Raw genomic sequence first — 25,706 nt, forward strand, 5'->3', positions numbered from 1 at the left:
CCAATAATCTGGCAAGCGTGATAGCTATTCTCAAAAAAAAACCAGCGCAATCTGCCTTTCCAGAAGCCAACCTGTTAGGCTTAGTGCCACTGCTTAATTAAAACTAGTCTGATGTTATGACAGGAAATAAAAAACTTGGGTTAACTGCCCGTATTGTAATTGGTATGGCGGCAGGTATTTTGGTCGGCTTTTTCTTCAAATGGCTGCTTGCAGGCCAGGATGAACGGATACTGTATATTCTGGGGATGGAGCTGCCACTTAAAACATTCTTTATTGACGGTATTTTTCATATTGGTGGCGAGATCTTTATTGCCAGTTTAAAAATGCTGGTTGTGCCGCTGGTATTTGTGTCTCTGGTGTGTGGCACCTGTTCACTGTCTGACACGTCAAGCCTGGGCAGGCTGGGTGGCAAAACTATCGGCCTCTACATGGTAACAACAGCTATAGCCATTACTCTGGCTATTTTTGCTGCCTTGCTGATAAGCCCGGGTAAAGGTGTCGAAATGCACTCTGATGCCAGCTTTGATGTGAGCGAAGCGCCGCCGTTATCTCAGGTATTTATTAATATTTTCCCCAGCAACCCTATTGAGTCAATGGCTTCGGGCAATATGCTGCAAATTATTGTTTTTGCTGTATTGTTTGGCCTGGCAATGGCATTAAGTGGCAAAGCTGGTGAGCGTTTGGCGGCTGTTTTTAATGATCTTAGCGAAGTCATTATGAAGCTGGTAACCCTGCTGATGAATCTGGCACCTTATGGTGTGTTCTTTCTGATGGCAAAACTGTTTACCACGCTGGGCTTTGAAACTATCGCCAGCCTGATAAAGTACTTTGGCGTGGTAATGACAGTGCTGATACTGCACGGCCTGGTTACTTATGGCGTGATATTAAAGCTGCTTACCGGCCTGAACCCGCTTATTTTCTTTCGCAAAATGCGTGATGCAGCCCTGTTTGGTTTTAGCACCTCCAGCAGCAACGCTACGATGCCGGTTACCATGGAAGCGGTAACCAAAAAGCTGGGGGTTAAAAACAGCATAGCCTCCTTTACCGTGCCGCTTGGCGCCACTATTAATATGGATGGTACGGCAATAATGCAGGGCGTGGCTACGGTATTTATCGCTCAGGTATTTGTGGTTGACCTGACATTAACCGACTATTTAATGGTAATAGTTACCGCCACGCTGGCATCTATCGGCACCGCAGGTGTACCTGGTGTAGGTCTGATTATGCTGGCTATGGTGTTGCAGCAGGTTGGTTTACCGGTAGAAGGTATTGCACTGATTATTGGCGTGGACCGCTTATTGGATATGACCCGCACCGCTGTGAATATTACCGGCGATGCGATGGTGTCGTGTATTGTGGGTAAAAGTGAGAATGAGTTCGACGTTAATGTCTTTAATGACATTAACGCCGGAAGCAAAGAAGAAAGCGTCGATTTTCATCATTTGCGCTAACCGCTAAACTGCTCATCTGCGCTAGTCGCTAAGCAGGCAGTGTACGCTGCCTGCTACCCTAGCCTTGATTGCTGCATCAGTTTTTGCCACCACACCGATAAAATATTTGCCGAACCGATACCGACTTTTTCAGCAATACCTTTGCGCAGCTGATACCGCACCTGAAACAGATCACGCTGTGACATTTGCGACAATAAATAAGCATCACTTGTCTGGATCTCATCCACCAGTTTAAGCGGCAAAGCCTGGTAGCCAAACCAGTGCTCACCGGTGGCAACCTGATCTATATCCAGCTGTGGCCGGTGATCCTGTACAAACTGTTTAAACAACTGATGCGTTTGCTCCAGTTCCTGCTGAAATTTCTGCCGCCCTTTGTCGTTGTTTTCACCAAACAGGGTTACGGTACGTTTGTACTCTCCGGCAGTAAATTGCTCAAAATCGATATGGCCTTTTTTTAATAACTTATTAAAGTTAGGCAATTGCGCAATAACGCCGATAGAACCGACAATGGCAAAAGGTGCCGCCAGGATTTTATGACCAATACACGCCATCATATAGCCGCCGCTGGCAGCCACTTTATCGATGGCAACCGTCAGGCTTACCTCAGCTTTACGCAAACGGTCAAGCTGCGATGCAGCCAGGCCATAGCCGTGCACTACGCCGCCACCGCTTTCCAGACGTAGTAATACTTCATCTTCCTTGCCGGCAACAGCCAGTATTGCAGTCACTTCTTCGCGTAGCGACTCGGCCTCGCGTGCGTCCATACTGCCATGAAAATCAACCACAAACAGTCTGGGTTTGGTTTCTGCCTTTTTGCTCTGCTGTGTTTTTTGCCACTGCTTAAACTGTTTTTTATCCAGTAACTGCTGCTGCATATCTTCAGTTACGGCCTTGTACTGCGCCGTTAAATCGGTAAATTGCAGTTGGCCTTTTTTCGGCCTGGCTTTACCCGCAGCGGCACCGGCGATTAAACCAATAATTAAAGCTGCGGCCGCTACCAGCGTTACCGCTTTGGCCAGAAACATCCCATATTCGTATATAAACTCCAAGACAGGCTCCTCAATAAAGTTTTGCTGCATTGTAACGGCTTTGGCAAAAAGAAAAAGCCCGGCGAACCGGGCTTTACATGATAGAACAGTACAACTTAATTAGCAGGCGCTAATACTGCCGGGTTAGCAACAACCACTGCCGCCCCCTGAGTAGCCAGGAAAGATGCTACGTGGGTTTGCATTTCAACCGTAGCGGCCGCACTGCCAGCAGCTGGGTCCAGTAACGAGCTGTGAGAGCCGGCAGTAAAGCGGGCAATAACATTGCCTGCCAGTTGCTGCGGCCCGGCAACGGCGTTAATAGCGGTAGCGCCCAGCAGTCTGGCCAGCGGCTCAGTACCGCCCAACGGCATACCCACAGTCTGGTTTGGAATAACCCGATCAGAGGTAGCAGAGTTAATACCCGAGCCAATCACTTCTGCAATGTACACCGGGGTCTGGCTGGCAACCAGTAATTGGGCGTAGTTGTTTGGATCGCCGGCATCGGTAATAGTTTGCGCTGCAAAGGCAAACTGAGAGATAGTCGCCCTGATAGCTGCCAGAGTGGCAGCAGTACTTTCGCTCTGGGCCAGGCTGGCTAAATAGGCATCAACGTATTGCGCAGCACAGCCGGTAAAACTGGCCGGATTTGCCGCCACTGCCATACAGGGGCTTTCATCTTCCAGGTAATCGACAAAACCAGGCTTGAGGGTGTCTGCCCCCAGAATAACACTGGCACGGATCAATGCACCAAAACTGCCAGATTCAAGCAGGAAATTGGCTACCGCACCACCTGGTACAGATAAGGCAGCAGATTTCATATTGTATGCAGCATCAACCGCGGTAATACCTGAAGGTGTATTGGCAACGGCCACCGCGGATGAGCCTGTGATAGAGCCCAGTGACATACCCAGCAACTGAACATTGGCCATATTCAGGCTAATACCGTCAATGCTGTTCAGTGCTAAACGCAGCGCCAGCGTATCAGCAATACTTTGGCGTAAGTTGTCGCGGGTAACCAGTAAGTTAGACAGGTTCATGTACACGGTGGCATTGCCATTGGCTACACCACAACCTGTACCTGAAGCATTAATATCGATAAAACCACGTGAACCATGTAAAGGCTGGTCAATCGCTACTGTAGCAAAACCCTGCTGAGTTAACGCTGCCGTAACCGCCAGCATATTTTCTTTGCAAGAGGTAATACCGTGCGCCAATATCACTACCGGCCAGCCAGCAGCTGGTGCTGGTGCATTCGGCGCCGTCATAATAACGTCAACCGATTGAAACGAATTGATTTTTGGGATCGGGTTAAATTTCGTCAGGTGGCGGCGGCTATCCAGACCAAGATCACGTAACTGCACGGGCTGTTGCGCCGTTAATGCCATACAGACACCATCATTCTGGGATTGTGGTGCAGCAGGGATAGTACCTGCAGGGGCCTGAGCCAAAATAGCACCGCTATCGCAGGCCGCTGACCAGCGGGTGCTTAATGGTGCTGAAGGTGCGCTGCCGGTTTGTGCTCCTAAATAATACGGCAGGTTAAAACTGCCGCGATACAGCATCACATTATCAAAAGACGGATTACCGGTAAGCGGAGTTCCCGGAATCATTGATACCGGCGCGACAGCGGCCACTTCAAGCGCAGATGGCGCATAAGGCGAACCCGGGGCGGCCATTAATGATTTTACCGTTGCCAGCACATTTGAGATCGATTGTGTAGTCATTGCCGCAGTGTAGATAATGCTGTCGCGGTCAACGCCTTCAGCCTCAATAACGTCTTCAAAACTATTGATCAGCCTTTGTAACGATAATTGCGCTGGTGTGCCCAACGGCAGTGTTTCGTCGTCTTGTTTTACCAGCTCATAAGAGGTTGAAGGCGCAACAGAGTTACCATTATTGTCTTCAATTAATGACGTCAGTACTGTCATATAAGTGGTAGCGGGTTTCAGCGGCCGCAGTGGCACCACAGCTATGCTGTTACCACTGACAGTAGTAACAAAATCCTGACCAAAGGTTAGCTCTGCCACAACTTTACAAGCAAAACCCTGGTTCGCTGTTCTGCACTCTTCTACTGTTGAAGTAGGGCCTTGCATCACCACTTCAAATAGCAAAACCGCACCGGGCTGTTGCACAGAGCCTGGCTCTAAAGCCGCACCTGGTGCTAAATCTACAGCAATAGAATAAGGGCTTTGCGTAGACCAGCCATCTAATGCACCTAACGCCACCTGTGGGTTAGTGTAATTAGGCTCAGCACCAGAGTCAGTGGTTAACGTGCCATCCGTTGTGCCCTGAAACAGTAAATCATTTGGCACAGACAGTCTTGGTGTGGCGGCACCCGGATCGAATACTACTCTGGAATATGGTTTAACAGTGTTGTTGCCGGTATCTTGCTTAATATCATCTAAAGAATCACCGCCACATCCGGTTAAACCTAATGCAACAGCAACAGCCACACTCAGTGTCAGCTTATTCATAGTTTCTCCCCTATCCTGTCTCTTATTTTTTATATGCAAAGCAAAAACTTACCTTGCTTATTGGAAACCTGTTGTATATATAGCCGGTAACAGCTACGACCAGTTAAAGTTAACTCAAACCAGGCAAAATCGCTAGCTGAAAAATACAGAATAAACGAAGAAAGGTGCAAATAGCCCCATTTGGGCGTATGCTTTCGCCGTTTTTGCAGCAACAGGTGACATTTTATGCACAATTATCAAGCAGCTACAGATGCATTAAAAGACAAAGTAATTTTAGTTACCGGTGCCGGGGATGGTATTGGTAAAGAGGCCGCATTAACCTATGCCCGTTTCGGTGCCAGCGTTATCCTGCTGGGCAAAACAGTCAGCAAGCTAACTGCGGTTTATGATGAAATAGTGGCCAGTGGTGGTAAAGAGCCGGCCATAGTGCCACTTGATTTAAAAGGTGCTACCGCGAAACATTACCGCGATATGGCTGCCACTATTACCGCTGAATTCGGCAAACTGGACGGTGTGCTGCATAACGCCGGCATTCTGGGTGTGCTAAGCCCGTTTGAACATATTGACTTACCCACCTGGCAAGACATTATGCAGGTTAATGTCACCGCCCCAATGCTGATGACACAGGCATTAATGCCGGTACTGAAATTGTCCGCTCACGCATCTGTCGTTTTTACCTCTTCCGGCGTTGGCCGCAAAGGCCGAGCATTCTGGGGCCCTTATGCGGTATCTAAGTTTGCCACTGAAGGCCTGATGCAGGTTATTGCAGATGAGTATGATAACAGCACCATACGGGTAAACTGTATAAACCCGGGCGCGACCCGCACTAAAATGCGCAGCCGTGCCTATCCGGGCGAGGATGTTAACCTGTTAAAAACACCGGCAGATTTAATGTGGCTTTATGTTTATCTGATGAGTGACGACAGCATTACTGTTAACGGCCAGACTATAGATGCACAGGTAAAATAGCTGCATAACAAAACGGCCTCTTGCGCTGTAAGGCGCAAGAGGCCGTTTTCATTTACTTACTTTGCTGTATAAAACCAGCCTAGCCTTTTAATACTGTTGCCACCGATTTAGCGAAGTAATTAATATTGCTGTGGTTTAAACCAGCGATACTGACCCGGCTTGAACCCACCATATAAATGCTGAACTCGCTGCGCAGGCGATCAATTTGCGCTTTGTTAATACCTAAAAAGCTGAACATACCGTGCTGACGGGTAATAAAACTGAAATCCTGCTGCACACCTTCAGCGGCCAGGGTGTCGATAATCAGCTGGCGGTAGTTGTTAATGCGATTACGCATTTCGGCCAGTTCCTGATGCCATAAGCTGGTCAGCTCGTTGCTATCAAGAATATTGGCGACAATAATGGCACCATGTGCCGGTGGCATAGAATAAATACTGCGCACTACACTTAACAGGTTTACTTTGGCAACATCCGCTACTTTGCTATCTACTGCAACGATAGATACTGCACCAATACGCTCACGATACAGTCCAAAGTTTTTTGAGCACGAACTGCACAAAATCATCTCATCAACATTATCTGCCAGATAGCGCAAGCCTTTGGCGTCTTCATCCAGGCCGGTACCAAACCCCTGATACGCCATATCAACTAAAGGCGTAAAACCACGCTCTTTGGCGATATCAGTAAAACGCTGCCACTGGGCAAAGGTTAAATCCATCCCGCTGGGGTTGTGGCAACAAGCGTGCACCAGCACTACATCGCCGGCCGGCACTGTAGCAAGCTCGGCAAACATAGCGTCTTCGTTCAGGCCTTTGGTGTCATAATCGTAATAAGTGTATTCTTTTACGTTCAGGCCAGCGGCTTTAAACATAGAGATATGGTTAGCCCAGGTTGGGCTGGTTACCCAAATAGTCGCATTCGGGTTGGCTTTTTTAATAAACTCAGCAGCTACACGTAGCGCGCCTGTGCCGCCTGGTGTATGTGCTGTCGTAACACGGTTGGCCAGCAATACTTTGTGGCCAATGCCAAACGCCAGTTTTTCGATATGGGCATTAAAGCCCAAATCACCGGCCATACCGATATAGGTTTTGCTGTCTTCCTGCTTCAGGCGCAGTGCTTCAGCTTCTTTTACGCACTTCAGTACCGCCGTATGGCCTTGCTCGTCTTTATACACCCCTACGCCGAGGTCTACTTTGTTCGGGTTTGGGTCTTCTTTATAGGCTGCCATTAAACCTAGAATTGGATCGGTTGCCACCGGTTGTAACTGAGCAAACATAGTGTTCTACCTGAGTTAAAGTTGCATGAAAAAAGCTACGGTTATGGTAAATACGCCGGCACGGTTAAACATACCGCCACCAACAAAGCCAAAGCATCCGCCGTAAATACGTTTTTATTAAAATCTTCTGCATCGACAATGCCGGCTATTTTGCCTGATTGGTTAAACAGAGGCAAACAGGCCTCTGCCTGCACTTTAGGATCGCAGGTGTAATACTCCCCGCCTGTGCCTAAATAAGCCGCCACATCATTAATAACTTTGGCTTTGCCGCTTAAACCTACCGTACTGTTATTGCTGATTTTGGCAAATTCGCTATTTAACGGAAATTCAGCCCTTGATGGCGCACCATAATAAGCCAGTTTTACTAGCACAGCCTCACCGGCGCCGTTGGTACGGGCCTGATAAATACCAAACCAGTCCAGTGCAGAATGTTCACGGTAAAATGCGGCAATAAGGCTTAGTTGCGCAAGTGCGTGCTGATTGGCCGCGTTTTGCCCACCCAGAATTGCCGTTAAATCATAGGGCTCATCTGCCAGTTGACCAAACAGCGAGCAAGCACCGCCCTCGCCTAACTCCGGTACTTTATATTGCCATTGCACCGCTGGTGCAGTTGTTGCTGTTAAAAAAGCCTGCAGTTCGGTTTGGCGCTGTTGTACTTTTTCAGCAAAAGCCGCCGGTGAAACGTCGCCCAGATACGCCTGTATGCCGGCGCGTGCAACATAGTCTGATACAGAAACAGCATCTCGTGACATTATAGCCATCCAGATTTCTAAAAATTGGTAAACATTCTACCAGAAGCGGTTAAAAAACCAAGCCAGCCGGCAACAAGTTCAGGAAATTGTTGCCGCGGCTTAAGTGGATGTTTAAGCTGACAGTTCTGTAAAGTAAGCGAAGTAAGCGAACCCACTTATGGCAGGCAATAAAATTTCTCTGGCCGACTGGCAGGCCAAAATGAACCCGGCAGGTGCAACTGCTGCAGTAAAAGACGATCCCAATCTGGTGTACAGCACCGACAGCGGCAAAATAAATGCAAAACCCGCAGCCAAACCGGTGGCAGAAGCTTTTGCCGATGGCGCAGTACGCATAAGGCGCGAAACCAAAGGCCGTGGTGGCAAAGCTGTGCTGACTATTAGTGGTATTGCCAAACCGCATGACGAACTGGTGTTGCTGGCAGCGAAACTGAAAAAGAAATGTGCCTGTGGCGGTGCGGTAAAAGATGGCGTGATTGAAATCCAGGGTGATAAACGCGAGCTGGTAGAGCAGTTATTACAGGCCGAGGGTTTTAAAACTAAATGGGCCGGTGGTTGATAGACGCAAAAGTGCCGGTTCATTATCTCTCAGCGAGAAGAGAACCGGCTTGCTCTAAGCTAACCGTTGAAGGCATGGATGCCTGAGTCGAGCCCCCACGGACGGGTTTACGGCGCGTTAGCGTGAGCAAACCGGTTCGAGTCCGGAGCACAAAACGTTGTGCTGCCTTACTTCACCGCTTCACGATTATACGGCTGACCAACGGCGCCATTAAAAAAGCTGTCTTTTAACCAGTAAGGTCGCTGGGTGGTGTTGGCAATATCCAGCGCAATATTAAAGTTAATATTGGCAAACACCGCACCAGCGTCATAGCGGATTGCCCCGTAGTCTTTAATCAGGCTTGGAATATCGTCTGATGGCTTATGATAGTGCTTAGCAAAAAAGCTGGCCCAGATTTTACCGCCATCCTGCTTTGGATCCTGCGATTTAAAACCGGTCATTAAGAACACTGCCGGTACGCCTTTTTTCACCAGCGTATAGTGATCTGAACGGGTAAAAATAGCCTGCTCCGGCATAGGATCGGCGCTTAGCGCTATGCCCTCTTTCGCTGCGGCGTTTTCTACCACTTTACCCAGCGATGAATGGTTAGCACCAAAAGCGATCATATCGGCAAACGGATACAGTAATACCGGCATATCCAGGTTAACGTTAGCCACCAGTTTATCTATTGGCCGGGTTGGAAAGTGCGCGAAGTAATCGGCGCCGAGCAAGCCTTTTTCTTCACCGGTTACCACCACAAACAAAATCGAACGCTTTGGTTTTACCGGCAACTGGGCAAATAAACGCGCAGTTTCCAGTAAAATAGACACACCGGCAGCGTTATCCATAGCGCCATTGTTAATTTTATCTTCGATGCGTAAGTCGTTGCTGTAGCCAATATGATCAGAATGCGCCGTGACCACAACGTACTCGTCTTTCAGTACAGGATCCGAACCCGGTAATACCGCAATAACGTTGGGGCTGGAAATATCTTCATGGCTGCTGCTACGGCTTAAGGTAGCCGATACACCAAGCTGAAATCCCACAGGGTTCTGCTTATTTTCCAGTTGGGTAAAAATATCCGCCAGCGATTGCGGCGCTTTGGCAAACAGTGCAGCAGCGGCTTCATGATGCACGTAGGCTCCACCTTTTAAATCCGGGAAGCTGTCGGCCGGCGTGCCATCGGCTTGCAGCCACTCCATGCCGGGCGTATTTAAATACAACAGGCTGTTGGCATAAGGCCGCACTTTTTCCTGTGCCGGGGTGTGTAGGGTAATAATACCTACTGCACCGCGCTCTGCTGCTAAACGGGTTTTCTGGCTGCTTAAGTGCGCAGCTTCTTCGCTTGGCAGGCTTTCCGGCCGGCCAGTTAGCAGCACCACTATCTTGCCTTTTACATCCAGATTAGCGTAGTCATTTAAACCAAATTCTTCCGATACCATGCCATAACCGGCAAACACCAGCGGTGCGGTAATATCGGTTTGGGTGTACTGCAAACTCGGGCCGGTAAAAAAGGCTTTGGGGTAACTAAGTTGGGTATCTTTGCCATCGGTATGCAGGGTAAATTTCGCGCTTTCCTGTGCTAACCGCGCCTGGCGCAGCGGCACACGCTGGTAATAGCTGCCATTGTCACCGGCAGGCTCCAGGCCCAGTGCCTGTAATTGCGTGGCAATATACAACGAGGCAATTTCATGCTCTTTACTACCGGTTTCTCGCCCGGCCAGCTCATCTGCGGCCAAAAACTGCATATGGGCTTCTATTGCTTTCGCGCTTGCCGCCGTAGCAGCGGGGGCTGGAACTGATGACTGCGTTGCAGCACAACCGGCTACTACTGCCAATAGCAATGCAGCGGGTATAAATTTGCTTTTCATAGGGTTTCCTTTAAAAACAACAGTGCCAGCATGAGCTGGCACTGACTTTACGGCAACAGACTCAGCTTAGTTTATCCGTTGCTTATATTTGTTGTGTAACTGCTTATGGCGGTTGTTTAAGTCAACTTCCCGGCCGCCAATCCACAGATGGGTGACTTTGTGGCCGAGATAATCGAAAATATCGCCTTCAGACACTACCAGGCTGGCTGCCTTGCCCACTTCAATGCTGCCAATTTTATCGGCAACACCTGCAATTTGCGCGGCATTAATGGTAACAGAACGTAACGCCTGCTCTGGTGTTAACCCAAAGCTTATGGCCTGGCCGGCGGCAAATACCAGATTGCGGGTATCCCAGTAACCGTCCAGCGACAACGCGTAGTTAACACCGGCATCCTGCAAGGTTTTCGGCACGGTAAAAGCCCGGCTGTAGTTTTCATCGCCACGGCTGGGTAAACCATAAGGAGCAGTGTAAATAACTGCCACTTTAGCTGCTGCCAGCTCATCGGCCAGGCGCCAACTGTCGCGGCCACCAACAATAGTCAGCTTAAGGTTGTACTCTTTAGCCAGTAACATAGCCTGGCGAATTTGCCTCTCGTCATCGGCATGCACAAACAGTGGCCGTTCACCTTTAAACACGGCCAGCATTTCATGCCAGCGCGAGTCTATGCCTCTGTTTAACCCGGCTTGCTCAGCATCATAATATGCTTTTGCTGCCTGAAAATACTGCTGTAGTTTAGCCAGTTGCTCAGCATTGGCTTTGCGCACTTCGTCGGCCGGTTTTGGGTTCCAGCGCGAGCCCAGCGTACTGGCATTAGGCCAGCGCACATGCAAACCGGTGCCGTCAGCGACTACCGCATCCTGATAATTCCACGCATCTAACTGCATCAGGCTGGACTGCCCCATCAGCATACTGCCGTCGGGGTAAATCATGCTGTAGGCAAAACCATTGCTGCGAATGGTTGGGATAACCTCTGAGTCGGCGTTGTAGCCCACTTTAGCTTTAATATCCGGGTTAGTCTGGGTTACCTCACGCGAGTCGTCGGTAGAGCGTACAGCCTCTATTTCAATTAAGCCCAGCTGGTTAGCCAGGGCTATCAGGCCCGGATACAGGTGCTTACCGTCCAGAGCAAGCACCGTTGCGCCTTGCGGCGCGCTCAGGTTTTGGCCCACAGCCGCAATTTTACCGTCCACAATTAATATATCACTGTCGGTTTTTACGCCATCGGTTACGGTATGAATTGTCAGGCCGGTTAACAGTAACGGGCCTTCGGCGGCTTTACCCGGCACCATATCGTGCGCCAGCGCTTGTGTACCGCCCAGGCTGCCCGCTAAGGCAGCAAACAGGCTTAAACAGGTTTTAGAAAGTTTCATGCTGCTGCTCCTTAGTGTTTGTGGCCATGAACGTGGCTATGAATATAACTGCCGATGTTCCACCAATCGCCCTGATCTTCACAGTGCCATTCTGGTTCATCCTGCTTATAAGCATCTTTGCTGCCGGCTTTAGCGCTGTCATCTGCGCTCAGCACTTTTTGGATCAGCGCGGTTTTTTCAGCTTCCAGCTGTTGTTGCAGTTGTTTATCCGTATTGATATCGAAGTACTTAGTGCCTTCAATCCAGGTTTGTTGTGCCTGGCTGTATACCGATAGCGGATGGGTGTTCCACAGCACAAAATCGGCCTGCTTACCGGCTTTAATTGAACCGGTAACACTGTCTATTTTCAGCTGCATCGCCGGGTTAATGGTGACCATTTTCAGCGCTTCGTGCTCGTCCATACCACAGTACATCACTGATTTAGCCGCTTCCTGGTTCAGCCGGCGCTGTAAACCGGCATCGTCTGAGTTAATGCTGACATTTACCCCTTGCTCGGCCATTAAACAGGCGTTGGTTGGAATGGCATCCTGCACTTCCATTTTATACGCCCACCAGTCGGCAAAGGTAGAAGCGCTGGCACCATGGGCCTGCATTTCTTTAGCGGTTTTATAGCCTTCCAGAATGTGAGTAAAGGTAGTGATGTTAAAGCCCATTTCATCGGCCAGCTCAATCAGCATCAGAATTTCTGACGCGACATAAGAGTGGGTATGAATAAAGCGCTGCTTATCCAGAATTTCTACCAGGGCTTCTAAGCGGTAATCAATACGTGGCGGTGCGACCTGCTCACGCTGGCGTTTAGACAACTTGTCGTAAGCGGCCAGTTTGGCTTTATACTCTTTGGCGGCAACAAAAGCATCACGAATGGTGGTTTCAACGCCAACACGGGTTTGCGGATAACGCTCGGTAAAGGCATCGCCCCAGTTAGATTGTTTAACGTTTTCACCCAGGGCAAATTTGATGCTTGGCGGTGCGGCTTTCATTTTCAGCCCCTGAGCATTTTCGCCCCAACGGAACTGAATAACCTGCGCCTGGCCACCAATAGGGTTGGCACTGCCGTGCAACAGCTGTGCGGTAGTGGTACCACCGGCTAAACCACGGTAAAGGTTAATATCTTCCGGGTTTATTACATCGGCAATACGCACCTCTGATGTTACTGCGTCGGTACCTTCATTGACACCGGCCTCAATAGCGACATGCGAGTGCTCGTCAATAATACCGGGTGTAAGGTGCATGCCGGTGCCGTCGATAACGTCAAAACCACCTGGGGTGCCCAGGTTTTTACCAATTTTATCGAACTTGCCGTTGCGCACTATCACGTCGGTATTTTCAAGGATGCCGTCTTTTTCTGCAGTCCATACTGTGACATTTTTAATATGCACATTCTGTTGTTTAGCTAAGGCCGGTAAGCCGTAAGCCCGGTTGGGAAAGGTTAATTTAGACAGCATAACGGTGTCAGGCTTGCTGGCTGCGGTTTTGGCCGGGCTTTCTGTCAGCGGCTGGCGCTGTGCCGTTACCAACTCGGTGCTGCTGCCAAGCTGCCATTTACCTGTCAGGCTGTTATCCGCTAACTTGCCACTAAACTGCGCTACCTGCTTATCGCCGGTAAGCTCAGCCAGATTCAGGTTAAACTGCAACAGTTGTTGCTGGCTGTGAATATGCTCTAACTTAACACTTTTTGCTGCAGCATCGCCAGCCTGTAACACCGCAGAACCACTGAGTTTATCGGCATGGCCGGTTAAGGTAACTTTAATAGCCTTACCCGCAACAGACAGCTGGTAATCACCGGCAAAGTCTACCGGGGTTATGGCTTTAATGCTGTGCTGCTGGCCACGCACCCAGGTGGCCACAATTTCACCATCAGCAAATAAATCGCCGCTGGCCAGTACTAAGTCAGCCTGATAACCGGGGGCAATTTTACCCAGTTTGTCGGCTACACCACTCAAACGGGCCGGCACTGTGGTTAATGCAGCCAAAGCGGTGTCGGCAGATAAACCATACTGCACAGCTTTGCGTAAATTAGGCCAGAAGTCTTTCGTGTCTTTTAACTTGTAGGTGGTTAGCGCAAAAGGCACGCCAGCCTGCGCCAGGGCCGCAGCGTTTGCCGGTGCACGCTCCCAGTGGCGTAAATCGGCCAGGTTCACATCCAGTTGATCAGCCACCTGCTCTACAGCAGGTGCAGCAGGGAAGTTAAGTGGTAAAATGAGGCTGCGCCCGGTGGCTTTAATTTCATCCAGCCGCACATATTCAAAACCTGAGCCCACCATAGCGGCATTGTTCAGTTTGAACTCGTTTAACAACAGGTGGGCACGCAGTAACGATCTGTCGTCACCGGTTTCAAACACTGCGCCCTGCTGGTTAATATTGGCCAGGCTTTGCAGCGCCACATTAAACTCGACCGGCTGGTTAAAATAACGCACATCGGTTTTACCGTAAGCCTGGCTGTACCAGTTGGCATCACTTAAAGTCTGGCGGATAAGCGCCATACTGCCCATCAGCGATGACGGATAACTTTGCTTTGACGTGCCTTTGCTAAAAGCCATAAATTGCGGGCCATCGGCTTTTAACACCAACTGATTGGGCAAGCCTTCACCTAAGGAGCTGACAAAAGCCTGACCGCGGAAGATGCCGTCAAAGCGGGCGGACTGCGCAGCAGTAAAACCGAGCTTACGTAAGGCTTCTGCGGCTTTGGCATCAGGCTTAAATTCACTTACCCAACGCTGCTGGGCATGGATGGCATCATTGCTGGCATTGCCACCTTTGCGCTCATTTTTATACACCGGCGCATCACGGTAACTGCCGGATTTGGCTGGCTTGGCTGCCTCAATACCATATTGGGTATAAGGATCGATAAAGCCCGGATACAGCGTATAGCGGCTGGCGTCAATTTGCTGATACCCCGCTGGCACCTTTACACTGCTGCCTACCGCGCTGATGCGGCCATCGGCAATTAATACGGTGGCATTTTCCAGTTTTTTACCGGGTTCGGTATAGACAGTGGCACCGGTCAGGGCGATTAAATTGGGGGTTTTATCCTGGATACCTTGCAAGGGGCTGGTCTGGTCGGCGTGGCTACTGGCGGCAAATACCGTCAGCAGCGCTGCGCTTAACAGCGACAAACGCTCTGAAGTCATAACATGTTCCTGAATTAAGAATTAACTGTTAATAACGTAGTTCAGGCGACTAAGCTCCTGCTCAGCCAGCGGCATGCTGAAGTAGTAACCCTGAACCTGATAGCAAGCATTTTTTCTTAGAAATTCAACTTGTTCGGCAGTTTCTACCCCTTCGGCCACTACGCGAAGATTCATCTTCTGCGCCATAGCAATAATCGCTGCAACAATATCCATGTCGTTGCGATCATCAGGAATATCTTTGACGAACGAGCGATCTATTTTCAGCTCGTCTACCGGAAAACGCTTTAAGTAACTAAGCGAAGAGTAGCCTGTACCAAAGTCGTCGATAGATAAAGACACCCCGAGACGCTTTAACTGATTTAACTGGTTAATAGCCGCATCAGTGTCGCCCATCAACATACTTTCAGTAATTTCAAAGATTAAAAACGCCGGGTTGGCACCGGTGCGCAGTAAAATCCGTTCAACAATTTCCGGCAGGTTATCATCTTTAAACTGCCGTACAGATAAATTAATCGACAAGGTAACATTATGGCCACGGCTATGCTGGCGTGATAAAAACCGGCAGGCTTCCCAGACAATCCACTCGCCAATTTGCACTATCAGCCCGGTGCTTTCGGCCACGCCAATAAAACGCAGTGGCGGCACCAGGGTATTGTCTGGCCGTAACCAGCGCAGTAAGGTTTCATAGCCAACAATGCTGTTATCGCGAATATCAATTTTTGGCTGGTAATACAGCAGGAACTGATGCTCACGGATGGCTTCTCGCAGCTGGTTTTCAATTAGCAGCCGTTCATTGGCCGCTTCATTTAAGTCATGGCTGAAAAAGTGAAAGGTGTTTTTACCGCGGGCTTTGGCTTCATACATGGCTAAATCAGCATGTTTGAGCAACAGTTCTTCTTCTGAGGCATCTTCCGGCGCTACTGTAATGCCAATGCTGGCACTGATAGACACTTCATGGTTACCCAGTTTTACCGGCGCGGCAAATGCCTGTTGTAAATTCGCGGCAATGCTGGACGCCTGGCCCCGGTCGGTAATGCCGCTTAAAATAACAGCAAATTCATCGCCGCCCAACCTGGCAATAGTATCTTCTTCACGCAGGCGACTGATCAGCCGCTTGGCCACTTCTTTTAATAATTCGTCCCCGGCATCATGGCCCAGGGTATCGTTAATGCGTTTAAATTCATCCAAATCAAAATATAACAATGCAAAGCTGTAGTAGCCGCGGTGCGACATAGCAATGGCTTTACGCAACTGGTCGCGGAAGTAACTGCGGTTAGCCAGCCCGGTCAGCACGTCGTAGTACGCCAGTTGCTCCATCTTTTTCTGGCTTTGCTTAATAAAAGAAATGTCCTGCATGGCGCAAACATAGTTACTTATACCGCCTTTTTCATCGCGGATAGGCGCTATGGCCAGCGACACCCATAACTGGCGCTCAGCATGTTGCAACAACATATCACCACGCCAGTGTTGGCGCTCAGCCAGCGTTTGCTGAATTTCCTCTGCCACGTGGTACATTTCTTCGGCAAATAAGCTGCCAAGCGGCTGTAAATGTATTTGCTCTGTTGTGGTGCCAATCATCTCGGTCAGAAACGGGTTAGCATATTCAATACGCAGCAACTGGTCGGTTAGCACTATACCCGAGCTGGAAAAAGACACCGCTTTACTCAGTTTTCTGGCTGAGCGCTCAGCCTGTTCTTTTTCTTCTATCCGGGCATTTAAACCACTGACTAAGGTGGATATTTCATCAGACATGCGGCCAAAGGCCTGATTAAGCAAACCTATTTCATCGTTTTGTGTATCCAGTTGCACCTGTTCCAAGTCGCCACGGGATAAGCGACTGATAGCACCGGATAAGCGGTTTATCCGCTTTAATATAAAATGATAAATAACCAGTTGTAAAAACAATGCCACCAGCAACGCCACTGCAGTAAACACCAGCACCAGGCGGGAACGCACTGAACTAAAAGCAGTAGAAATATCGGCTTTATCAACGTAAACACTTAAGTACCAATCTGCGCGCTCGACAACATCGGTCGCAATAAGCTTTTCCGGCGCCAGGGCTTGCGCCTGCATAACTTGGCGCGGATTGGCAGCATACTGACGCGCATACTGGCTCAGGCTGTCAGCACTGGCGGCGTCGGCCTGTAAAGGGGTGTTCATTGGCGGATCGGTGCGCAAAAACTGCCGGGCTGAGCTGATAATCTGGCCCTGGCTGTCAAAAATCATACTATGGCGGCCGTCCTGGCGTGGCAACATGGCCAGAATATCCTGCAGAATAAAATCCGTACCGGTAACCCCAACAAACTCATCATTGACATAAACCGGAATGATCAGGCTGGTCATCCATTTTTTCCAGATATTGTCGTAATACAGAGGCGTCCAGCGTGGTTGGCGTGCCGGGTTTTGCTCCGGTGTGGCGATGTTGTAAAACAGATCCTGATTAAAATCATGCTGGGTGCTTACCTGCAACGCCCAGTCAGCCGGTGAAATACGGATAAACTGCTCTTTGGAAATAAAATAGAAGTTAAAAAACTCTTGCAGCATCAGTGGCGAAAGCTGCTGCCACAACAAGCCGGTTTTATCAAACAGCGCGGCAACTCGGGCATTGTAGTTTTGCGCGGCGACAAAAGCACCGGAGTAATCATCCTGCACGCGGATACTGCCATCAGCAGCGGCTTGCATAGTGGTGGCGCCAGACAGCGAGGCCAGGCTAAGGCTGCGGCTAATAACCTGATTAGCTGCAATAGCCTTTTGTTCTTTTTGCAGAAAATTTTTGTTCAGCTGTAAAGCGTGATTTGTGGCACTGTGTTTCAGAGCCACCTGTTGTTGCTCAAATTCATTGGTCTCTTGCAGCAAAATAACTGCATAGCCTATAGCAAAACCGGCAGTAACGATGGCAAGAAATACCACCAGCGCAAATTTGCGCCCCAGCGAGTCCATTCCTGTTGGTTTAATAAAGTTTACGTCCTTCACTACTCTGCCTGATTTTGAAAAAACTATTGATTATTGGCAAGATATCGCTTTCTATAACAACACGACGCAATCATTATTGCATGTTAATTCATCAAAAGAGAATGAAACAATGAAAAAACCCCTGTTAACTGTCGTTTTAGTATCATTGCTATCTACCTCTGCTTTTGCCGGCAGCGCCTTTACTGAAGCCAAAGATAGCGTGAAATACCGTCAATCTGCATTCCAGCTGATCCGCCATAATATGGCTGATATTGCTGATATGCTAAAAGGCGACGTCAGTTACGATGCAGAGCGTGTCAACAAGCGTGCTACTGCACTGGCTACGCTAACAACCTTACCATGGGAAGCCTTTACGGTACCGGGTGCCGAGCAAGGCGGTGGTGATGCCAAAGCTGCTGTGTGGAAGAACCTAAGCGATTTTCAAAGCCGGGGCGAAAAACTGGCAACTGATGCACTGGCATTAAAATCGGCGGCTGACAGCATGGATCAGGCCGAAGTACGTAAAGCCTTTGGCAGCTTTGCCCGCAACTGCAAAGCCTGCCACGACGAATACAAAAACTAAGAGCGACACGGCGCTGTTTACAGCAGCGCCAGCAATTTATGCCCCTGCCAGAAATACAACACCACTAATAACAACCCAAACAGAATAAAGTAAACGCCACTGTGTTTTACGCCGCCAGTATAGGTACTTGCTGCATGGTCTTTGCCACTAAGCATGACCCACAGCACATTATGTACCCGCATACTGTGCCAGAGTGCCGCAACAACATGCACAGCTACCGCCGCCAGCAGAATATTGATATTGATTTTATGAATATCCGAGGCCATATCAACCCAGCTTGCCGGTAACAAACTGACCAGTGGGCCGTCACTCATATAACTGTTATCAAAGGTAGCCAGCCCGGTTAGCAATTGCACCAGTACCAACACAATCAATAGCACTATCATATAAAAAGACGCCGGATTATGGCCATTAACCGCATACGGCTTACGCAGGTAACGCACAGCCGCAGCAGGAGTAGCGGCAAACTGGCTAAAACGCGCGGTTTGACTGCCAACAAAGCCCCAAACCAGCCGTGATACCACCAGCGCCAGCAGCGTATACGCCAGTAACTGATGCTGCGCCATTAAACCTTCTTCACCGGTGTACCACAGCCCTGCCAGCAACAGAACCTGGCTCCAGTGAAAAAACCGCACGGCAAAATCCCAGACTTTTACTTTTTGTGACATTGTGCGTAGTCTCCGTTATGCTAAGTTTCTGATTTTATACCAGAGACACAAAAAGATGAATTGGTGGAAATGGATCCTTACCATATTAACCTTATTGCTGGCCCTCGCCGCTGCGGCAATTTACACCGTGCTACACCTGAGTTTACCAAACTACGATGGCACCCAATCAAGCAGTATCAGTAACACCGCCCGGCTGGAACGCGATGCGCTGGGTTATCTTAGTATCCATGCCGCAAACCGCAGTGATGCTGCCTTTGCACTGGGTTTTGCCCATGCTCAGGAGCGTTTCTTTCAAATGGATCTACTGCGCCGCAATGCCGCCGGCGAACTGGCCGAGCTGTTTGGCAAGCGCGCATTAAAGGCCGATCTGGCGTTGCGCCAACACCGTTTTCGCAGCCGTGCCACGCAAGCTCTGGCGGCACTGCCTGTTGAGGACAAGCAGTTGCTGAGCAACTATAGCCGTGGCGTTAACGAAGGCCTGGCGGCCCTTAGCATGCCGCCGTTTGAATACACCGTGCTGCAGCAAACACCAACACCCTGGCAAGAAACAGATTCGTTTTTAGTTATTTACAGCATGTATCTGGATTTACAAGGCAAACTGGGCCGCGACGACTATGCAATGACCATACTAAAACAAACCGTGCCGGATGAATGGTATCGTTTTTTACAGCAACATTCTGATATCTGGCAGGCCGCAATAGATAACAGCCAGATTGAAGCCGTGCCTCTGCCCACTTCAACCTACCCAAAGCTGTTAACAAACAGCCAGACTGCCTGTAACCTGTGCACAGTAAAAGATGCCACCGACATTGGCAGCAATAACTTTGCCGTAGCCGGCAGCTTAACCAGCCATGGCAGCGCTATACTGGCAGATGATATGCATCTGAGTATCCGCGTACCCGGCACCTGGTATAAAGCCCAGCTAAACTGGCGCGATGGCACACAACTGCGCACCGTTACCGGCCTTACGCTACCCGGCACACCCGCTATCGTAGTGGGCTCTAACGGTAATATTGCCTGGGGTTTTACCAACAGTACCGCCGACTGGCATGATCTGGTCGCGCTGCAACTGTCAGACGATGGCAAACGCTATTTAACGCCAGATGGCTGGCAGGCACTGGAATACGTATACGACACCATTAAAGTTGCCAACGGCCCTGATCAGCCGTTACAACTGGCGCAAACCCAATGGGGGCCGCTGGTACGCTTTGGCGATAGCCCGGCCTATGCTTTACGTTGGGTTGCTTATGATATTGAGGCAGTTAATTTTAACCTGCTGCAACTGGAAACCTCAGCAACAGCACAGGATGCCCTGCAACTGGCACCACAGGTTGGCATACCCACGCAGAACCTGCTGGTAGCCGACAATAAAGGTAATATTGGCTGGAGCCTGATGGGCCGCATACCTAAACGCAACCTGCCGGATCTGGATACCGCACAAGACTGGAGCAATGCTGATTTTGGCTGGTTTGGCTATATAGCAGCTGAAGCTCAGCCACAGTTATTGAACCCCGCCAGCCACAGGTTATGGACCGCAAATTCGCGCATGATCGGCGCGGCTGATTATCAGCTGATTGGCAATGGCGGTTATGACTTAGGCGCCAGAGGCTGGCAAATACAACAAGGCCTGAACCAGTTACACAGTGCCGATGAACAGGCTCTGCATAAAATTCAGCTGGATAACCGCGCACTCATGCTGGAACGCTGGCAACAGCTGTTATTAGAGGTGCTGGACAACGACACTGTGCAGCAGCATCAGTTACAATCGTACCGCCAGCATGTGTTAACCAGCTCACAAAGCGCCAGCGTTGATGCCGTGGGTTACAGCCTGGTACGGGCGTTTCGGCTGAAATTACTGGAGTTGCAGTTTGCCCCACTGTCAGCGTATCTGGAGCAGCATGGCGCCCGCAGTCAGGATCTGAAATACTCACTGGAAACGCCACTTTGGGCCATGTTACAACAACGCCGTACCGATACCTTACCGGCAAGCTTCAGCAGCTGGGATGAATTATTACTCACTGCCGTGCTGCAAAGTAAGCAACAGCTGCTGCAAGACAACGGCAGCATTAACCAGAGCAACTGGGGTTATATTAATCAGGCCCGTATAAATCACCCGTTGTCTGGCGCCATACCGCTGCTGGGAGGCTGGCTTAATATGCCGGCTACCGAACTTAATGGCGACAGCCATATGCCAAGGGTACAGCGGCCGGGTTTTGGCCAGTCACAGCGTATGGTGGTAGCGCCGGGGCAAGAACATAAAGGGATTTTAACCATACCGGCAGGTCAGTCTGGCCACCCGCTTTCGCCGTTTTACCGTGGCGATCACCAGTACTGGTTAAACGAAGTAGCCTTGCCGTTTTTACCCGGCGAGAAAAAATATCAGCTGCTGCTGACACCTCAGGGTTGACTTTAGCCATCCAGACGGACTATGTTAGACGCCATGAAAACATCTAATGTCGCGCTCAGCTTTTTTCGCTTTACCACCTTACACGGGAGGCGGTGAGCTGCGCGCGCAGTAATACCTGAAACCTCCCACGCCGGGAGGTTTTTTTTTGCTTACTTTTAGCTCAGACAAAGAGAATTAACATGGAACTGGATGAAATACGCCACGCAATATCTGACACCGACAAGCAATTGCTGGCTTTATTATCAAAACGGCGTCAGCTGGCACTGGCTGTAGCCGACGCCAAACTGGCACAAAACAAACCGATACGTGACCAAAAGCGCGAGCAAGAGCTGCTGCTGTCACTGATTGAGCAAGGCAAACCATTGGCGCTGGACGCCCAATATGTAACCCGGCTGTACCATGTGATTATTGAAGACTCGGTGCTACAGCAACAGGCTAAAATTCAGGGCCAGCTAAACGGCACCAACAGCCCGGCTGTACGCGTAGCTTTTCTCGGTGGCCAGGGCTCATACAGTTACTGGGCGACACAAAAGTATTTTACCCGCCGCGCCGAGCGTATTATTGAACAAGGCTGCGACAGCTTTAACGAAATAGTCCAGGCGGTTGAAACCGGCCATGCCGATTACGCCCTGCTGCCGATTGAAAACACCTCGTCGGGCAGTATTAACGAGGTATACGACTTACTGCAGCATACCCGGTTGTCTATTGTTGGCGAGCTGACCCACCCTATCGCCCACTGCCTGCTCGGTTTACCGGGCACCGATTTAAGCAAAATCCGCCAGGTGTGCGCCCACCCGCAGGTTATTGCCCAGTGCAGCCAGTATCTACAGGGGTTATCGCAAGTAAAAATTGAATACTGCGACAGCTCATCCGACGCCTTTAACCGCATTAAGCAGCAGCAAGATCCAACAGTGGTAGCCATAGGCGGCGAAGAAGGCGGCCAGCTATACGGTTTGCAAGTGCTTACCCGTGATCTGGCTAACCAGAAAGACAACGTCAGCCGTTTTATAGTAGTGGCGCGTAAGCCGGTGACAGTAGCCAAAGCCATACCGGCAAAAACCACCTTTATTATGTATACCGGCCAGCAACCCGGCGCGCTGGTAGATGCCTTGCTGGTGTTAAAGCAGCATGGTATCAGTATGGGCAAACTGGAATCGCGGCCTATTAATGGCAACCCGTGGGAAGAGATGTTTTACGTCGATGTATTCGCCAACCTGAATGATTACGCCATGACCCGTGCCCTGGAAGAGTTAAATAAAATCACCAAATTTATTAAGGTGTTAGGTTGTTACCCCAGTGAAGATATTGAACCAACTCAGGTAACTGCCGGCTGATAACATGTGCTCAGGGGCTTCAGGTTCCAGGATCAGGCCCCTGCCGCACTACTCAAATTCATGTTAATAAACTAGACTTGAGCGGTCATAAGTAACCATAAGGTTTAGCTTTTAATGCGGCATTTACTGTGTTTTTGTTGTTTTATTGCCGTGTTCGCCGCAGCAGCAGAAAAAGCCGTATTGCGCATGGCCATGCCTGATTACCCTCCTTACACCTATGTTGAGGATGGCCAATATCAAGGCGAAGGCTATGACGCTTTTGTTTTTATTATGCAGCACCTGCAGCGTGATTTTCATATTTCACTGGTGCCAAATTATGGCCGCGCAGTACTGGATTTACAAAATGAGGTAATCGATGGTTTGTTTTTAGCCTCAGAAAATGCTGAGCGCAACAATATGGCGGTATTCTCAGATCCGGTAAGTATTACCCGCTGGACCTGGGTATGGTTAACGCAGGAGCAAACACTTACACCCGACAGTAGTAACTTTGCCAGCCGCGCGATTGTATCGGCGCAAATTAACAGCAATATTTATCTTTGGTTAAAAGCGCAAGGCTACCGCGTAGCTGGTGGGCCAAACAATATTCGGGATCTGTTTCGCTTGTTAAATAATCGCCGGGTAGATGCCATTATGCTACCGGAACAAACCGCGTTAACCGTGATTAAGGAAAATAACTACCCGTTGCAAAACTATCAGTTTAAAACTATGCGGGAGTTACCTTTTGCCATTTATATCAGTAAACGTTTTTTAGAAAAAGAACCGGATTTTATGGTGCAGTTAAATAACGCTATTGCCGAGTATCAGCAAAGCCGGAAGGCTTTGCCGCAATAAGTCTTAGTAGTGCAGCTAAACCGGGCCTTTAATGGTTAGCGTAGTACATTGATCGGTAACCAGGCGCTGCAGCAGTTGCTGATCGGATAACAACTGCTGTTCATTATCGAGATTTAATGACGCCACGCCGACAATTTGGTTACGTCCTTTCGTCTTTGCCTGGTACAACAGGTGATCAGCCAGCTTCAACGCTGTTTCCCAGTACATACTTTGCTGCGCAATGTGTTTTACCGGCAAACAGATATAGCCGCCACTTAAGGTCACTCTGATCGGATTACTATCGATATATACTGGCTGAGCACCGATATCATGCAAAATACGTTTCGCCAGTTCCGGCAAAATCTCTGCCTGGCTGTGGTGCAACACCAGCAAAAACTCTTCTCCTCCCCAACGGATAGCTAAATCATCAGAGCGACATAATGCCTTTAGCCTTTTAGCGACAGCGATCAGTATTTCATCTCCGGCTGCGTGGCCGGATACGTCATTAATATGTTTAAAGTGGTCAACATCCAGCAAAAAAATAGCATGGCTATCTGTTATTTTGCGGCGCTCCTCAGGCATATAGTTCTGCAATGCCCGGCGGTTTAACAGCCCGGTCAGAGGATCATGTAAAGATTGCTGTTGCAGCATGTCGTTGTTTTTACTGAGTAACTGATTCACTTTACGGCTGCTGATATAGGCAAAAAATAACAAGGCAGCAATCACCAGCATCAGCAAAATAGCTAACAGGATCAATCGTTGGGTCAGTTTACGGTTGTCCAGCTCCTTACGCTGCAATTGGGTTTGCTGCTCCAGCAATTTAATTTGCAGCGCGTTTTCTTCTGCCTGATAACGAATTTGCAGTTCACTAAACACTTTATCCCGCTCTGACTGAAAAAACTCGTCTTTCAGCCGGATTTGCTCCTTTAATGCCTGCGCCTGCAACGAATAGCGGCCGGCAACTTCATAGGCATCGGCAATAAGCGCTTGTATCTGCGCAACCTGGCTTGCCGGTGCAAAAGAGCGGAATATTTCGGCAGCACTTAACATCTCATTCAGGCCGGCATCATGGTTACCTCGTAATACCTGGATATAGCCCAGGTTAAAATCAATAACTGTACCGTCGGTAATATTATGTATTGATGTGGCAATATCCCGGGCGCGCAGCAAATATTGCTCTGCTTTATCATAGTGTTTCAGCAACAATAACGATGCGCCGGCATTGTTATAGCCGGCAAGCTCTACCCGCTGATTCCCCTGTTCTTTGCCAATCTTTGCCGCCAGCAAAAAAGCGTCAATAATTTCGAGCGACAGGCCATTAAGTTCCCGTGCTGCATAAGCCCGGTTAAGATAAAGCTCTGGCAGCCGCTGCTGCAGGTCGTGTTTTAGTGAGTCTTCAATCGTTTTATCCAGTAACTCCAGTGCGGCTTTAAAATTCTGTAGCGATAACTGGATCCTGGCAATTTGCAGGTTTAAAAACTGTCTGCGCCGGTGCGTGTTGACATCATCAGTGTTACTGATAGCAGCATGAGCTTGCAGAAAATGCTCCAATGCAGCAGCAAACTGCCGGTTATTTTGTAACACCTGACCGATGACAGTATGCGTGTAATAACGTGTCCGGCTGCTGCTGACTGTTTCTAGTTGCTGCTCAATAGCAGGGATAAGCTCCAGACTTTTATCTGTATTATTATTTTGTAAGTAAATTTCTGCTTTTACTGCCAGCAGCTCTGCTGTGGCTGCCGGCGAAGATTGTATTCTTGGTAAGTTGAGAAAACTGTCTGCCAATGCCAGTGCTGCTGCTGTATTGTTGTCGCCCAGCGCCATTGACAGAACTTGATAACCTCTTGCTCTGGCATAGCTTTCAACCGGGGTAGATTCATTTAGCGCTGCAATAATTGTGCTAAGTGTAACCTTATCTTCCGGGTAGTTGGCAAAACCAATAAGCTTGTCTAACTGCTGCTCAAGGGCAGCATCTGTTTCCTGCGCCGCAGCATAGCTGTGGCTTATACTCAGCATCAGGCAAATAAAGCAAAAATACACGACCTGACGAGAAAGAGAGGGGTGTGCAGGGCTGACTATTTTCACTTTAAAATT

At 49.3% G+C, this 25,706-nt stretch carries 17 protein-coding genes; 7 read left to right on the top strand and 10 right to left on the bottom strand.

What is annotated here, in order from left to right:
• Positions 1 to 116: 116 nt before the first annotated feature.
• The gene (locus tag BLW68_RS15815) at positions 117 to 1,451 is read left to right on the top strand and encodes a dicarboxylate/amino acid:cation symporter (protein WP_092795471.1); all 1,335 of its coding nucleotides are present in this window, start codon (positions 117 to 119) and stop codon (positions 1,449 to 1,451) included.
• A gap of 53 nt (positions 1,452 to 1,504) precedes the next feature.
• Here BLW68_RS15815 and sohB read toward each other — a convergent pair whose 3' ends face one another.
• Positions 1,505 to 2,500: a protease SohB gene (sohB, locus tag BLW68_RS15820; RefSeq protein WP_092795565.1), complete on the bottom strand. Its 996-nt coding sequence runs from the start codon at positions 2,498 to 2,500 to the stop codon at positions 1,505 to 1,507.
• Positions 2,501 to 2,595: 95 nt separating this feature from the next.
• Positions 2,596 to 4,953, bottom strand: coding sequence for a VolA/Pla-1 family phospholipase (locus tag BLW68_RS15825; protein WP_092795473.1), 2,358 nt, complete (start codon positions 4,951 to 4,953; stop codon positions 2,596 to 2,598).
• 225 nt (positions 4,954 to 5,178) lie between these two features.
• On the opposite strand from BLW68_RS15825, the gene BLW68_RS15830 reads away from it, so the two are divergent.
• Positions 5,179 to 5,922 carry a YciK family oxidoreductase gene (locus BLW68_RS15830; RefSeq protein WP_092795475.1) on the top strand — a complete coding sequence of 248 codons (744 nt, stop codon included), beginning with the start codon at positions 5,179 to 5,181 and terminating at the stop codon, positions 5,920 to 5,922.
• 79 nt (positions 5,923 to 6,001) lie between these two features.
• On the opposite strand, the gene BLW68_RS15835 is transcribed toward BLW68_RS15830, so the two are convergent.
• Complete coding sequence (locus tag BLW68_RS15835) at positions 6,002 to 7,198, bottom strand: amino acid aminotransferase (protein WP_092795477.1); 1,197 nt, start codon at positions 7,196 to 7,198, stop codon at positions 6,002 to 6,004.
• Positions 7,199 to 7,239: 41 nt separating this feature from the next.
• Positions 7,240 to 7,950: a GAF domain-containing protein gene (locus BLW68_RS15840; protein WP_092795479.1), complete on the bottom strand. Its 711-nt coding sequence runs from the start codon at positions 7,948 to 7,950 to the stop codon at positions 7,240 to 7,242.
• Between the two features lie 157 nt (positions 7,951 to 8,107).
• Between BLW68_RS15840 and BLW68_RS15845 the strand changes: the two genes are divergently transcribed.
• Positions 8,108 to 8,506, top strand: coding sequence for an SUI1 family translation initiation factor (locus BLW68_RS15845; protein ID WP_092795481.1), 399 nt, complete (start codon positions 8,108 to 8,110; stop codon positions 8,504 to 8,506).
• 167 nt (positions 8,507 to 8,673) lie between these two features.
• Here the strand turns inward: BLW68_RS15845 and BLW68_RS15850 are convergent, their stop codons facing one another.
• The 4 genes from BLW68_RS15850 to BLW68_RS15865 all read right to left on the bottom strand — a co-directional run bounded on the left by BLW68_RS15850 (position 8,674) and on the right by BLW68_RS15865 (position 17,831).
• Positions 8,674 to 10,356, bottom strand: a complete 1,683-nt coding sequence (locus tag BLW68_RS15850; protein ID WP_092795482.1) for a M28 family metallopeptidase — start codon at positions 10,354 to 10,356, stop codon at positions 8,674 to 8,676.
• Positions 10,357 to 10,422: 66 nt separating this feature from the next.
• Positions 10,423 to 11,727, bottom strand: coding sequence for an amidohydrolase family protein (locus BLW68_RS15855; RefSeq protein WP_092795484.1), 1,305 nt, complete (start codon positions 11,725 to 11,727; stop codon positions 10,423 to 10,425).
• Between the two features lie 11 nt (positions 11,728 to 11,738).
• Positions 11,739 to 14,858 carry an amidohydrolase family protein gene (locus tag BLW68_RS15860; protein WP_092795486.1) on the bottom strand — a complete coding sequence of 1,040 codons (3,120 nt, stop codon included), beginning with the start codon at positions 14,856 to 14,858 and terminating at the stop codon, positions 11,739 to 11,741.
• 21 nt (positions 14,859 to 14,879) lie between these two features.
• Entirely contained in the window at positions 14,880 to 17,831 is a 2,952-nt protein-coding gene (locus BLW68_RS15865) for a bifunctional diguanylate cyclase/phosphodiesterase (protein WP_092795488.1), read from the bottom strand.
• A 109-nt stretch (positions 17,832 to 17,940) separates the two neighbouring features.
• Here BLW68_RS15865 and BLW68_RS15870 point away from each other — a divergent pair, with 109 nt between their 5' ends.
• Entirely contained in the window at positions 17,941 to 18,393 is a 453-nt protein-coding gene (locus tag BLW68_RS15870) for a c-type cytochrome (RefSeq protein ID WP_092795490.1), read from the top strand.
• 17 nt (positions 18,394 to 18,410) lie between these two features.
• On the opposite strand, the gene BLW68_RS15875 is transcribed toward BLW68_RS15870, so the two are convergent.
• Complete coding sequence (locus tag BLW68_RS15875) at positions 18,411 to 19,061, bottom strand: cytochrome b/b6 domain-containing protein (RefSeq protein ID WP_092795493.1); 651 nt, start codon at positions 19,059 to 19,061, stop codon at positions 18,411 to 18,413.
• Positions 19,062 to 19,116: 55 nt separating this feature from the next.
• Here BLW68_RS15875 and BLW68_RS15880 point away from each other — a divergent pair, with 55 nt between their 5' ends.
• From BLW68_RS15880 to BLW68_RS15890, 3 genes are all read left to right on the top strand, one after another.
• Positions 19,117 to 21,468, top strand: a complete 2,352-nt coding sequence (locus BLW68_RS15880; RefSeq protein ID WP_092795495.1) for a penicillin acylase family protein — start codon at positions 19,117 to 19,119, stop codon at positions 21,466 to 21,468.
• A gap of 179 nt (positions 21,469 to 21,647) precedes the next feature.
• Complete coding sequence (locus tag BLW68_RS15885) at positions 21,648 to 22,802, top strand: chorismate mutase (RefSeq protein WP_092795497.1); 1,155 nt, start codon at positions 21,648 to 21,650, stop codon at positions 22,800 to 22,802.
• Between the two features lie 114 nt (positions 22,803 to 22,916).
• Positions 22,917 to 23,633, top strand: coding sequence for a substrate-binding periplasmic protein (locus BLW68_RS15890; protein ID WP_245728364.1), 717 nt, complete (start codon positions 22,917 to 22,919; stop codon positions 23,631 to 23,633).
• A gap of 15 nt (positions 23,634 to 23,648) precedes the next feature.
• Here BLW68_RS15890 and BLW68_RS15895 read toward each other — a convergent pair whose 3' ends face one another.
• The gene (locus BLW68_RS15895) at positions 23,649 to 25,697 is read right to left on the bottom strand and encodes a tetratricopeptide repeat-containing diguanylate cyclase (protein WP_143039977.1); all 2,049 of its coding nucleotides are present in this window, start codon (positions 25,695 to 25,697) and stop codon (positions 23,649 to 23,651) included.
• Between the last annotated feature and the right edge of the window lie 9 nt (positions 25,698 to 25,706).

Source organism: Rheinheimera pacifica (assembly GCF_900108485.1).
Taxonomy (GTDB): domain Bacteria; phylum Pseudomonadota; class Gammaproteobacteria; order Enterobacterales; family Alteromonadaceae; genus Alishewanella; species Alishewanella pacifica.